This is a genomic window from Pseudomonas sp. ANT_H4, from assembly GCF_008369295.1.
GTDB lineage: Bacteria > Pseudomonadota > Gammaproteobacteria > Pseudomonadales > Pseudomonadaceae > Aquipseudomonas.
The window spans coordinates 27,895-39,918 of record NZ_VOBG01000024.1 but is presented as its reverse complement, the minus strand read 5'-3'; the positions used below and the strand labels follow the sequence as shown (position 1 = coordinate 39,918).

The 12,024-nt window shown below is 54.0% G+C and carries 11 protein-coding genes and 1 pseudogene; 8 read left to right on the top strand and 4 right to left on the bottom strand.

Annotation, left to right across the window (positions count from 1 at the left end; all coding sequences use genetic code 11):
- Positions 1–32 precede the first annotated feature (32 nt).
- The 3 genes from FQ182_RS29890 to FQ182_RS29885 all read right to left on the bottom strand — a co-directional run bounded on the left by FQ182_RS29890 (position 33) and on the right by FQ182_RS29885 (position 3,011).
- Entirely contained in the window at positions 33–197 is a 165-nt protein-coding gene (locus FQ182_RS29890) for a hypothetical protein (RefSeq protein ID WP_178114515.1), read from the bottom strand.
- 71 nt (positions 198–268) lie between these two features.
- Positions 269–1,264: a YafY family protein gene (locus FQ182_RS23685; RefSeq protein ID WP_149414088.1), complete on the bottom strand. Its 996-nt coding sequence runs from the start codon at positions 1,262–1,264 to the stop codon at positions 269–271.
- Between the two features lie 409 nt (positions 1,265–1,673).
- Positions 1,674–3,011, bottom strand: a complete 1,338-nt coding sequence (locus tag FQ182_RS29885) for a hypothetical protein (protein ID WP_178114514.1) — start codon at positions 3,009–3,011, stop codon at positions 1,674–1,676.
- A gap of 125 nt (positions 3,012–3,136) precedes the next feature.
- Here FQ182_RS29885 and FQ182_RS23675 point away from each other — a divergent pair.
- Together FQ182_RS23675 and FQ182_RS23670 are read left to right on the top strand one after the other, a co-directional pair.
- Positions 3,137–3,376, top strand: a pseudogene (locus FQ182_RS23675) (transporter substrate-binding domain-containing protein); the annotation flags it as partial.
- A 206-nt stretch (positions 3,377–3,582) separates the two neighbouring features.
- Positions 3,583–4,260, top strand: a complete 678-nt coding sequence (locus tag FQ182_RS23670; protein ID WP_149414089.1) for a hypothetical protein — start codon at positions 3,583–3,585, stop codon at positions 4,258–4,260.
- Between the two features lie 83 nt (positions 4,261–4,343).
- Here FQ182_RS23670 and FQ182_RS23665 read toward each other — a convergent pair whose 3' ends face one another.
- Positions 4,344–5,219: a WYL domain-containing protein gene (locus FQ182_RS23665; protein WP_149414090.1), complete on the bottom strand. Its 876-nt coding sequence runs from the start codon at positions 5,217–5,219 to the stop codon at positions 4,344–4,346.
- A gap of 118 nt (positions 5,220–5,337) precedes the next feature.
- Here FQ182_RS23665 and FQ182_RS23660 point away from each other — a divergent pair, with 118 nt between their 5' ends.
- The 6 genes from FQ182_RS23660 (at position 5,338) to FQ182_RS23630 (ending at position 12,021) form a co-directional block, all read left to right on the top strand.
- Positions 5,338–5,592 carry a hypothetical protein gene (locus FQ182_RS23660; protein WP_149414091.1) on the top strand — a complete coding sequence of 85 codons (255 nt, stop codon included), beginning with the start codon at positions 5,338–5,340 and terminating at the stop codon, positions 5,590–5,592.
- Positions 5,593–5,603: 11 nt separating this feature from the next.
- Positions 5,604–6,656 (top strand): ADP-ribosylglycohydrolase family protein, encoded by a 1,053-nt coding sequence (locus FQ182_RS23655; RefSeq protein WP_149414092.1) that lies wholly within the window; start codon positions 5,604–5,606, stop codon positions 6,654–6,656.
- A 513-nt stretch (positions 6,657–7,169) separates the two neighbouring features.
- Positions 7,170–8,120: an ATP-binding protein gene (locus tag FQ182_RS23645; protein WP_149414094.1), complete on the top strand. Its 951-nt coding sequence runs from the start codon at positions 7,170–7,172 to the stop codon at positions 8,118–8,120.
- Between the two features lie 9 nt (positions 8,121–8,129).
- Complete coding sequence (locus FQ182_RS23640) at positions 8,130–9,395, top strand: hypothetical protein (protein WP_149414095.1); 1,266 nt, start codon at positions 8,130–8,132, stop codon at positions 9,393–9,395.
- Complete coding sequence (locus FQ182_RS23635) at positions 9,392–11,374, top strand: hypothetical protein (protein WP_149494041.1); 1,983 nt, start codon at positions 9,392–9,394, stop codon at positions 11,372–11,374. Before FQ182_RS23640 ends, FQ182_RS23635 begins: the two co-directional genes overlap by 4 nt.
- On the top strand, positions 11,371–12,021 hold the full coding sequence (locus FQ182_RS23630) for an OmpA family protein (RefSeq protein ID WP_149414097.1): 651 nt from the start codon (positions 11,371–11,373) through the stop codon (positions 12,019–12,021). The genes FQ182_RS23635 and FQ182_RS23630 overlap by 4 nt, the downstream gene beginning before the upstream one ends.
- The last annotated feature ends 3 nt before the right edge of the window (positions 12,022–12,024 follow it).

Genomic DNA, 12,024 nt, shown 5'->3' with positions numbered 1-12,024 from the left:
GAGCCAGCCCACGACCCCGTGTGCTGGTTTTCTCAGCGCACCTGCACCGGACTGTTGGGACATTTATAGCCGGGGTATTGGGCTTCAGCCGTCACCTTAGCCATGGCCGAGGTGATGGCTTGCACTGTGATGGTGAAGTTGGCCGCTGGACCTGCGTTAGGCGTGACACGTTGCATGAAGGCTTTGTAGGTTTTCATCGTCAAGACTCCTTGGATTTGGTAAGAAAAGAGTCTTTACGCAACGTGCGACACGCTATGTCGTATTCTAATTATTTCAAATAAAGCGCCGTCATTTTTTGTGCGGTGGCTGCCATTTTCTCGCGCAGGATAGACGGTTCGACCACTTCAAGATTGTCACCTTGGCTGAGAAGCCAAAGTTCTAGGCCTTGGCTTAGGTGGGTGCTGCCTACCATCGTACGGCAGCCATTTTCATCGAGCAGTTGTTGATCTTCTGTGAGTGGGTTTTCCGCTAGTCGCTCATACATCTCTTGGCTTAAAAGCAGACGTAGCGGTACCGGTTCATCCGACGCAAGGCTGATCAGGCTACGCTGTGCGCTAACCGAGTTGATATCGTAGTTATCAGGGGCCGCTATTGTTTCTGGAATTGTTGTGACTGAAATGAACCGATGTAGTGGCAAGGCCACTGGCAGGGCGTCTATTTGATTCGCAAATACGCAGGAGAGGTAAATGTTGGAATCTTGATAGGACAATCCGAGCGGTAGAAGACGATAGGACTTAGCTTCGGGTGCGCCGCGCTTGAGGTATTGAGCTTCAACAGCGTAGTCATCAAGTAGCGCCTTTTGAAGGGTTTCGAGCACTTGAGGGTCTACTTTGCCTGGTCTTAAAGTGATGAAGCGGGTGTTGCTGATGACTTTCTTAGACCAGTCCTGAGACGGCCTGGCTTCACGCATCAAAGACCGGGCATATTCATGCAGTGCCGAAAGATTGGTGACTTGGGCCGCCATACCAAACCGACTGGCGTGGTCCATGATCATCACTAGGCTCATCGCATCGGTCGGTAGCAGGCTTAGGCGAGAAAGTGATCTGTCTGCCCACCAGATCCTAGCTTTGGCTTTAGGTGATTTAGGTTTACTTTTTACATGAGGGAAGCGTTTCTCCAACTCGCGTAGATGACGTTGTAGGGTGCGTAGGTCGACAGATATTCCTTGATTTTCGAGGCGTTCATGGATGGTTTTTGTGTCGATGGCGCTTTCCATGCGGGGTAGCAAACCTAGCAGCACTTCCTGACGAAAGAGTTGTTCCACTGCGATATCCCTGCCTTTCAATTATTTGGATTGCTATGCGACACGGGTTGTCGCGCCTGTCTGGAGAGTGGTCGGGCCAATAAGTTCGCCTATCAGGACATGAGCATGACTAAAGACGCCCTGGTGTTCAATCTGTTGGAGGGTATATTGCCCATGGTCAATAGCGTCCGGTTTTTCGAGCCGGACGACGTGCTGGCCCTTTAGGCCGGCATCGGTATTCCTTCACTACGAATTTTTGAGATCAGCCAAGCCAACGGTTTTTGCCTGGCGACTTACTATCAAATCAAGGCCGCCATTCCGCTTCGCGGCATGGTCGAACCTGGCAAGTTACGAGTCCACTATGAATCTCTGCGTGGTGATGCGATGGCTTCACACCCTGATGCTCTGAATGACCTGGGCTGGCTATGGCTCAATGGCAGTCCTCATCCATCGTACGCAGAATGACCGGCGCGATGTCGGGCTGCCCGTCGACGTTCGTAGCTAACAGGTCAGCGTTCAGCGACCATAGTTTGGTGCTGTGATTTACAGTGAATACCCCAAGATTTTCGAGAATCGCCGCCAACTTGCTGGTGTCGGGGATGTTGCCATGTCCGTTTGTAGCGTGGTGGTATGCGGTTCCGATCCCTTCGGCGCTATCACCGTTGCGTACGTTATCGGCCTTGTTGGCTAACGGGAAAGGCTGGATGCCGAACGTTTTCTGGAGGTTGCCCAAGGTTTTGTTTACGACCCCGATAGGGAAGTATGGACCTCCTTCAACGCTGAAACCTTCATCGGTGAGCTTGTAACGGAAGGGCTTGCGGCGAGTGGGTGTGCAGCAATCGATCCATGAGAGATCCTGCTCGAACTGTTGAGTTGATCCTTGGTCTTCCTCTGGATAATTCCAAAGATCATACCCGATCATAAATAAAGCGGCCTCCAGGCGGCGGAGTGGATCAACGTTGGTTCCGTCATTGGCTAGGAATGCGCTCGCAGCAGCGTTTGGATGGGCAACTACACTGCTGAGAATCCAGCTTGCTTTCATGTTCCATTCCGCATGGTGGGAACCAGCTTTCAGGCGGGGGAAACGAAACTTTCCTTCGGATGGGTTTCGGGATTTCACGAAATGCTTACCGGTTTCCTTCGCAGGTGCCCATGGGAAAGTCAAAGTTTCCGGAACAGTCTTCAGTTGTCGAGCTTTGCAGTACATCACTACGCCCCAGCCAAGCGCTGCTGCAACACGGCTGTCATAAATGACAAAGTCCTTGCAGACCAGCGAGTAGACCTTGGTCATGCCTGCGTTGAATCGGAGGTCTTTGGCCTGAAGGATGGGGACGTCGGTTACGCCAGCGTCGATGGCGTAACGGGTGGCTGATAGGGTAGCTGCCAGGCCGCGCACGTTCATATTGAGCCAGGTAACGTTATTGCTCTGTACACCGCCCCATATCATCACGTCGATAGCAGCTTGGCAGCACGCTCCATCGTTGACCGCTGAGGCGAGTGCCAACGCCTTCTGTAGTTCGGCCTTTAGGGCGCTGAGAGCTACATCGTTGCTCACTGCGGTTTTACCCGCCGGAACCTGCAGGCGCTTGATTGCAGGATGTTGCCATTGGTATACCGAGTAAGCGTCGGCAAGGTTGTCGCAATACCACAAGGTCTTACTCTGTCGATTCAGGTACTGATGACGAATCGTGGCGTTGTCCAGGTTGCCGCTGAGCCACTCGATGAAATCTTTTACGGTCGGATTAGTAAGGTAGTCATTGCGCGTCATGAGAGGCCCCGGTGATCGGTTTTTTGCGGTGAGGTTCCATTATCGCCAAGCTTGCGACAACTCCTGTCGTGACATTTTTCCTCTGAGTGAAAAGGCGCTGACCGTGCGATTGCTCCGGTTATTCGCTGAGCTGCCTGAGTTTGGCCCCAATCTATGCAACGGATTGGACTGTCATTCGCTTCGGTGTCGATCCCAGTTACGCTCCGTTCGAGTCGAAGGCTCCCGACGGTAATCTAGTGGGGCTCGACATCGATATCGGCAGCGCCATCTGTGCCCAGCTCAAGGTCAAATGCGTATCGATGGAAAGTCCCAGGGGCAGCCTCATCCTGGGGCTGAAAGCGAGGAAGTTCGACGGCATTCTTTCGTAGATGAGTGTGACGGAAAGGCTTGATGTGATTCCCGAGCGTGGACCGGCTGCGACATCCGGAACCTAAAGCGAGTTCAAGCAAGCATCCTCATTCATCCAATGCAGCAAACTCAAGAAGCATGACTTCGTGTCGATACGTCTCTCATCGGTAACGCCCTTGGCGCAACTGGCGCTGCCCTCTGTTGACCCTTAAAGGAACAACCTATGTCGTTAAACCGGACCCAGATAGAGGCCCTGGAGCACTCCATCCATACCTATAGCTTCCCTTTGGACTACTACGATCACGCATTGCCGAAACACCAGAACCCTCAGGTAGCGAGCAGTATTCAACAACTGGAGTCGATCATTCAGACCCAACTGCGGTCGACGGTGCCTACCGATATCGAGCAAGGCCTGGGCAACATCATTTATTGGGGAAACGCGACGGCCGGCTACAGAGATAGCCGATTCGCAAAATTTAACTCACTGATTGGCTCGTTTGCTCCTTACGCCTCGTTCAATGGCCTGGTTAGCACAGGTACCCCCTCGTTGGCTGCGCTCAAGCGACTCGGGTTTCCCAGCTACTCAAATATCTCTTTCGTGTCCAAGATTCTGATGTTCCTGAACCCGCAGGAGTATTGCGTGCTGGATTTGCAAATCAGTAAGCTGAAGAAACAGACGAGGCCAATCAGTAGGGCTTTGGATCGACTGACCCTATATCCGACAAGCATTCCAATTACCCAAGCCAACGAGCAGGTGTACGATCTGTGGCGCTCTGAGTGTCGTTGCATCAGTTTGACTTACTACGGTGGGACATACCGGGTGGCGGATGTGGAGCGTGGGTTTTTCCAGCTAATCAAGAACGACCTCGCCCAGGCCCACTCGATTTACGACGACTTCTGACGCGTTCGGCCCCTGAGTATTGCGCTGCAATGCGCAAGTTCAGGGAACGCGCTGCCTGGAATGGAGGTGTATCCCTGACTCCCTCAGTCATACAACCAGGGTTTCAACTCCTTCAGGTTCCCCACCACTATCTGTTGCGCCTCCGGCTTTGGGTCTAGATTCTTGGGATCGATCTGATACCGCTGCAACACATACTTCACTAACGCTTGGCGACTGGGAATCTCTAGCTGCCCATCCACCATACCGAAATCAGTCTGGATGATCGCCTTCTGCGCTGGCGTCAGGCGCTCGTCGGGCTTGATGATCACCGCCACCTCGGTGTTCCAGACATCATCTCCATCGATGCCATTTTCGGTTTCATCATCCCGCACGTCAGGCACACCGCGTAGTCGACTCAGAACAAAATCGCGGTATTCACGGTTTTTCTCGCAGTAGGCGCGAACGTGCCAGCGCATGCCGGTGTACACCAGGGTGTGCGGCGCGATCGTGCGACCCTCGGGGTCAGGGCTATTCAGCGACACGTAGTCTATGTCCAGGCGCAGGTGGTCGCGGCAGGCCTTGAGCAACGGCCGAAGGATCTCCGCCTTGATCGAGCGATCCGGCACTTCCAGCACCTTGGTGTGGGCATAAGCGAGGGCCAGGCCCTCAATGTGCGGCGCGCGCGCATTGTTTTGATACAGCAGGTGCAAATAGGCGCTGGCGCTGTCATCGATGAACAGTGGCTTGAACACCTTACTTGGCACATAGCCCTTTATCTGTTTGTCATATGTAAGGTTTTTAGGCGCATGTTCATTGATGTAGGTGTTGATGTCCTTCGACGCCTGCTGCCGACTGATGCCGAAGCTCTGCATCAGGTGTCCCGTGGTCAGCCGGCCTTCCCACCAGACAACGGTTTCTATCAAACGATAGCGAAGTGCCAGGTCCCAGCGAACCTGCTCGATGGATTGCTTGCGTTTCATGTCCCCTCCATGTGTGTGAATACTTTACCTGTATAAGTCTACATTCTAGACCTGTCGTTTAACACTACATATCGTGTTGCTGTCTTAGAGATTTCTCGAACTCACCAAGGAAGCGGACATGAACGCGTTGGACGTAGTTTCTACAGGTGCATTGATATTGCTGGGAGTGATCCTGCTGGTGCTGGTAATGCAGACCCTGAGGTTACGCGAAATCTGGCAGATGATGCTCGGCTGCCAAAAGACTGCACGCTGGGCGAGCATCTGGGAAATGGAGAATAAAGAGCTGCGTTCGGCCTTGCGAGCGGAGAAAGCACATGTCGAACAGCTCAAGGGAAAGGTGGTGATTTTGCAGGCACTGGTACCGGCTGCGTAAGGGGGAATGACATGAACAGACTCGAAAGAATCAAAGGTTGTCTGCTGGCTGGTGCTGTTGGCGATGCCTTGGGTGCCCCGGTGGAATTCCTTGAGTGGCCCGCCATCGAAGCGAAATTCGGTCGCCGCGGAATCGTTGATTTTACCCCGGCTTACGGCATCACTGGCGCAATCACCGACGACACGCAAATGATGTTGTTCACCGCCGAAGGTCTGCTGCGAGCTTATGTGCGAGGTAGCTCGGGACATACTTGCCACGTGCCCAGTGTTATTCATCACTCCCTGCTGCGCTGGCTGATGACCCAGGATTACCCTACTGCGATGCCTATCAGCAGAGACGGCTGGTTGATTGACGAACTCGCCCTTTGGTCCCGTCGTGCGCCCGGTACTACCTGCCTGAGCGCCCTCAAGGCTAGCACCCGACTCGGCATGCAGGCCGAGAATGACAGCAAAGGATGCGGCGCAGTCATGCGCGTCGCGCCCTGCGCCTTCTTCGCCAACACCTTTGAATACGCCGCCGAATCCGGCCGCCTGACTCACGGGCATCCTACGGGGTATATGGCGGCAGGACTGTTCGCCGACATCCTCCAGCGCATGGTCGATCGACAAGACAGCCTGGAACATGCGGTGACCGAAAGCCTGGCAAAGCATGGGCAGAAAGTGGGCATGGAAGAAACTCGCAGCATGCTCGAACGCGTGTTGTTCTTTTTCTACGAAGGCTATCGCCCTACACCGCAACGTATTGCCGATTTAGGCGCGGGATGGGTGGCAGAAGAAGCGTTGGCCATTGGGTTGTGGTGTGCACTCAGCGCCGACTCTTTAGAACAGGGCGTGATCAACGCAGTGAACCATAGCGGTGACAGTGACAGTACGGGTCTGATCGCCGGGCACCTGCTGGGCATCCAATATGGCCCGGCCGCGATACCGGCACGCTGGTATGAAAAGCTGGAATTGCGCGACGTCATCGAACAAATCGCCAAGGATATCGAAAGAGTGCCTCGGGATTTTTGTGGGTATGGCGGGGAGTTCGATCAGATGATCGAGCGTAAGTATCCCGGTTATTAATCGGGTGATGGCAATGAGGGTGAGCAAATATTCCGGAGGTCAGCGATGCCGATAAAACCTAGGCCTTTTACGTTTGTGTGCAGTGAATGTGGTTGGAAGAAGACAGTGGCGCCTCAGAGTGATGCTCTACGGCCGGGGGAGTGGTTTAAGCAGTGTCCGAAATGCGGGAGTGAGGCATTGACGATGCGAGCTGCGGGATGGCTGGAGAGGACGCTGGCGGAGCTGTTATCGCGGGCAAGGCGACTTTGACCAAAGGAAGGCTATACAGGGCTGATAGCGTAATGACATTATTTGGCCTGGCACGGGTGGTGTCTCCGCCGGTTTAGACCAATAAATGCATTCAAGGAATTTGGATCCAGGTCGATGCCTTACAGATCAGTTTTTTTTGAAAGAACTCAAGCCGTCCTGACCTCGGTCATGAAGGACGTTCCCCATTTTGCAGGACCGTCGGACGCAGGGGTTTCAAATCTGCTTCGAGTCCGGTCTGTCGTGAACAACACGGATTAAATGTTCATGTCCTCAAAGGAATATTTGTACGGCCGCATACGGCAACAGTTCAGGGAAGGGCTTGAATCTCCCGAGCCTGTAGATGAAAAAACCGCAGCCCATCAAGCTATTGCTGCTCGCTATACGCTCAATGACGTGGTCCTTGGTGCCTCGATTCGGCAGCAACTCGAGGAGGCGCTTGCGAAGATAAAGTACTTTCAGAAAATTTATGTTGAATGGGGCTTCGCAAGCGTCGATCCCGCGGGCAAAGGCGTGGTGCTGAATTTTTACGGCCCGCCGGGAACCGGTAAAACGCTCACTGCTGAAGCGCTGGCGGGTAGCCTGGGCAAACCGTTGATGTTCATCAGCATCTCCGACCTTGAAAGCAAGTTCATGGGCGATACCTCGAAAAACATTGTGCAAGTATTCAAAACCGCTCTTGCCGAAGGCGCAGTCTTGTTTTTCGATGAAGCCGATACCTTGCTGGGCAAACGGCTCTCTTCGGTTACCCAGGGCATTGATAACGAAGTCAATGCCATGCGCTCGACATTGCTCATTGAGCTTGAGAGGCATGAGGGGGTAGTCGTATTTGCCACCAACTTTGGCAAAAACTACGACGCGGCATTCGTTAGCAGAATCTCTCAACATATCAAGTTCGAGCTGCCCGGGGCTGAGGAACGTCGCTCTATCTGGTCAAAGATGCTGGTAGTAGGCATTCCGATCGAGGCGTCGCGCGACGAACTGCTTGAGGCACTTACTGACCTGTCGGACGGCTTTTCTGGCCGCGAAATTCGCAGCTGCATGCGTTTGGCACTGCCAAAACCCTTGCTGGAACAAGGTGAGCCCATTCTTTTACTTCGTCATTTGGAAGAAGCGATTGCTCAGATGCGCACCACGCTCGTGGAGTTGACGGCTGAACAACGTTCTAACGGAAATATTAAATTGGACGCAGCCAGAAAGATGCTGGGCGTCAATTAAGGAGCAGTTATGGGATGGTTCAGTTCGCTGGTCAACGGGATTTCTTCGGCCGTGTCGGCCGTCGTTTCAGTCGCGTCTACCGTGGTGAAAAAAGGCAAGGAAATGGCCGCCAAGGCCATAGGTTGGCTGGCCGACGAAGCCGAAACCTTTGTAGGTGATGTGCAGAAGGTCTGGCGCACTGTGCAGCCCTACATTAGTAAGGTTCGCGCTGGGCTTTTAGTCGCAGCCAAGGCGGTACCCTGGCCTTGGGCAAAGGCGCTGGCGTTGGGGTTGGAGCGGGCTTTGGCATTCGTTGAGCAGCTGGACAAGCATCCGATTGCCGAAAACCTGCAGAAAGCTGTTGAATGGATCATTCGCATGGCGCGCGAAATCAAGACGAAAATTCTTGATGACCTTGAAATTCAAACGGCCGAGCGGAATGCAGTAGACATCGCCGAGGCCATGTCGATTGTTCCTGAAGAAGAGAAGAAGGCTCTCAGGGCGAGCGAACTGGTTAACAACTATCTGTTGGTAAAAACCAGGGTCGCCCGTGCCGTCAGCCAAAGCACGGTGACTGACTTTGAACATTACCTGCGCATTCGCGCGGCGCAAAAGCTGTTGGCCGGATATGAGCAAATCATGGACAACCTACAGTCCATTGAGAATGTCGACCCCGATCTATTTTTCATCATTGAAGTGTCTGCTGGTCTGATTTCCGAGCAACCTCATTTGAGCGAATCACAAACCGAGCGTCTGGATCTGCTGACCATCAAGCTGTTCGGCAAGCCGCTTGTGCCGTTCGTGTTCGAAGAAATGATTATTGCCTGGGCTTTGGATGTCGACGCCATTGAACAGCAGTGGGCCGTTCTGAATAAAGAGCTGGCAAAAGACAAGGTCATGCGCCGGCGCCTGGAGCTGAGCCAGGATATCGAGCCGCTGACGGCGGAGGAGCAGGTCTTTCTTTCCAACCTGGTGATCAGCACCGACAAAGACAGTCAGACGTTACAGGCTCTTGATACTGCTGCGCGGGAGAAGCGCAACTATGTATACGCTTCTGAGGGCTTCCTGCAGTTGCTGGAAAAAGATGAGGCCACACTGATTGAGGAAGATCGCGAGTACCTGGCAGAGGAAGGCGGAGAAGTCGGCAAGCTGCTGATCGAGTGCGCTCAGAACGGACGTGCGTGGACGTCCCTGACGCCGGATGAGCGTGCACTCATCACTGACTTCGCGAACATCTTCAAGGCTGACTGCAAGGCGCGTGGTGCAGCGTTCAAGGAAGTCGAGGTGAGGGTGTGATCAAGGACATCGTCGAGTTTCTGACTCCCGGCCAGGAGCCCATCCAGATCACCTTTTTCTCGGTGATCGCACTGGGGGTGGCGCTGTCCATTCTGTCGGTGAGTTTCAAGGCCAATGCCAAATCCTGGCAGCGTAAATGGGAAGGTGAGGCGCTCGATTCCTCACCGACCGGTCTGGAGGTCGAGCACGGCTCTATCAGTGAGCTGAGCCAGGCGGTTGCGACACCGGCGGAAAAGCTCGCCAGCATGATGCCTGGCCTATTGTTGATCATCGGTCTGTTGGGAACGTTTCTAGGCCTTGGCCTCGCGCTGGACAAGGCATCCTCGATCCTGCAGAGCAGTGGTTCGTCTGTAGGTGCGATGGATGACTCCATGCAGAACCTGATGGCGATGATGCAAGGCTTGGGTACGAAGTTCAAAACGTCTACTTGGGGCATCATCGCGTTTATCTTGCTCAAAGTGTGGGAGTCCTGGAGTGGGTTTGAAGAGCGCCGGCTGACATGGTGCATCAACAAGATGAAAGGCGAGCTCGGTAAGGCCCGTGCCATGCGCATACAAGAGAAGCTTGCCAGCGAGGAAAAGCTTCAAGCATCGCTGACAGGGTCTTCCCAATTGATTGTCACCGCTCTGGAGGCACAGACCGAAGGGGTGAAGGTAGAAATGTCCCGCCAGAACATTCGGGCTCAGCAGTTGGCTGAAAGGCGCAATGCGGCTTGGCTGCAAAAATTCGAGATCGTCGCTGCTGGCTTTTCCGGACTAAACGCGAGTAACCGTGAGCTGGCGGAGCAGGCGGCTGCCCGCGATGTGCTGATTGCTAAAGGTCTGGAGCCTCTGACAAGTATCGTTAGCCTGGCGTCTGAGTCGAACAAGCTGCTGAGCGACTTCTCGCAAAGCAGTCTTGAAAACCAGATTGCGCTTAACGCGAGTAACCGTGAGCTGGCGGAGCAGGCGGCTGCCCGCGATGTGCTGATTGCTAAAGGTCTGGAGCCGCTGACAAGTATCTTTAGCTTGACGGCCGAGTCGAACAAGCTGCTGAGCGATTTCACGCAAAGCAGCCAAGAGAACCAGATTGCGCTGCAACACGCAGGCGCAACTATGGGCGTAGCAGCACAGGAGGTGGCTAGCGCTGCAACCAGCCTTAAGGCTGTAGTGGATAAACTAGGTCGCGAAATGACAGAGGTTCTGGAGGGCGTTAAAACCGACCTCAACGGCGTGATGACCGAGATGAATGACGATTTCACCCGCAATCTGTCAGGCATGGCGCTTCAGATGGAGGCCACGACGAACAATCTGGCGGACATTATGGTCTCGGTGAAGCAGGATCTGGGCGGAACCATTGAGGTCATGAGTAACGGTTTTAAAGAGAACATGGTTGGTATTGCCGGCGACTTGCGTCAGGCCACTGACAACATATCCACCTCGATCGGCGGAATGTCCGAGACTGTGAATGGAGCTATGGAGGAGGTTGCAAAAAATATAGATCAAGCTTCTGCCGTACAGAAGTCAACCAGTTTGCAATTCAACGGGATGAGCGATGCACTCAGTACCAACGTAACGGCAATGACAGGGAATATGGGGCTAATCGGCGATCGGATCGCCGAGGGCCTGGAGTCAGTAGCCACAAGTTCTCAGAAGATGGGCGGTCTGACGAAAAGTTTTGCAAAAGTTGCTCAATCGCTGGAAACGCTGCCTGCCACTTTGCAGCAGATTGCGGAAGGTGTTGGGAATAACTCCGTCAATGTCACCACCGGCCTTAATCAGGTGTTGGCGATCCTGACGCAGAGTGAGCGCTACTCTAACGCGGCCGAGGCCATTCTGAAGATGCCGGGTTCTATTGACGAGTTGTCCCGTCGGCTTCTTAAACCTCACGATGAATTTGCGGAAATGCAAAAATTGCTCACTCAACTAGTTGAGGTCGCCAACGGCATCAATGACAGTGTGCAGGCCTTCAAACCCGTTGAGGATTTGGAAGAGGCATGAAAGAGAAACCTAATGAGTGGATCTCGATCTCCGATCTCATGGCGGGGGTCATGGCTGTAGTCATGCTGCTGTTGGTGCTGTCGGTGTTGCAGAACAAATTCGCGGCGCTCAAGCGCGAACAAGAGAAAAGCCAGGGCGCGCAGGCCGAACAGCAACGCATGGTCGATATGCTGAAATCGATGCAGAGCACCATGGACGAGGAGGGCGAGTCCGGCCTGGTATCCTTTGACCTGGTCGGTTCGAAGATCACCTTACGTGACCGAATCTTTGCTCGTGGCAGCGCCTGTGTGACAGACGAGGCCCGACATGCACTGTCTCGGCTGGGGCCGAAAGTGGCGGAGTTCGTCAACGGCTCGGCTCAAGCTCAGGTGTTTGTGGAGGGGCATACGGATAACGTGCAAGTCACAAGGCCTGTGATCGATTTTGCGAAGTTCTGCACGGTCTATGATGACAACTTCACCCTCTCCGCCGCACGGGCCCGGGAGGCGCGCAAGTTGTTGATCGAAGTGTTGAATGAACAGCAAGCAAGACGGGTCATTGTGGCGGGGTTTGGTGACTCGCAGCCGTTGCCAGGCGTAGAGCCGGGGGATGAGAAAAACCGCAGGGTAGAGGTTCAGTTTCTTAATCGGCCGGTGCCCAGGACTTGATCC

Excerpts from the sequence above, each read along its gene's own strand:
- FQ182_RS29885 (WP_178114514.1), bottom strand. The coding sequence starts at position 3,011 with ATGACGCGCAATGACTACCTTACTAATCCGACCGTAAAAGATTTCATC.
- FQ182_RS23660 (WP_149414091.1), top strand. The coding sequence starts at position 5,338 with ATGAACGCGTTGGACGTAGTTTCTACAGGTGCATTGATATTGCTGGGA.
- FQ182_RS29890 (WP_178114515.1), bottom strand. The coding sequence starts at position 197 with ATGAAAACCTACAAAGCCTTCATGCAACGTGTCACGCCTAACGCAGGT.
- FQ182_RS23665 (WP_149414090.1), bottom strand. The coding sequence starts at position 5,219 with ATGAAACGCAAGCAATCCATCGAGCAGGTTCGCTGGGACCTGGCACTT.
- FQ182_RS23645 (WP_149414094.1), top strand. The coding sequence starts at position 7,170 with ATGTCCTCAAAGGAATATTTGTACGGCCGCATACGGCAACAGTTCAGG.
- FQ182_RS23640 (WP_149414095.1), top strand. The coding sequence starts at position 8,130 with ATGGGATGGTTCAGTTCGCTGGTCAACGGGATTTCTTCGGCCGTGTCG.
- FQ182_RS23655 (WP_149414092.1), top strand. The coding sequence starts at position 5,604 with ATGAACAGACTCGAAAGAATCAAAGGTTGTCTGCTGGCTGGTGCTGTT.
- FQ182_RS23670 (WP_149414089.1), top strand. The coding sequence starts at position 3,583 with ATGTCGTTAAACCGGACCCAGATAGAGGCCCTGGAGCACTCCATCCAT.
- FQ182_RS23630 (WP_149414097.1), top strand. The coding sequence starts at position 11,371 with ATGAAAGAGAAACCTAATGAGTGGATCTCGATCTCCGATCTCATGGCG.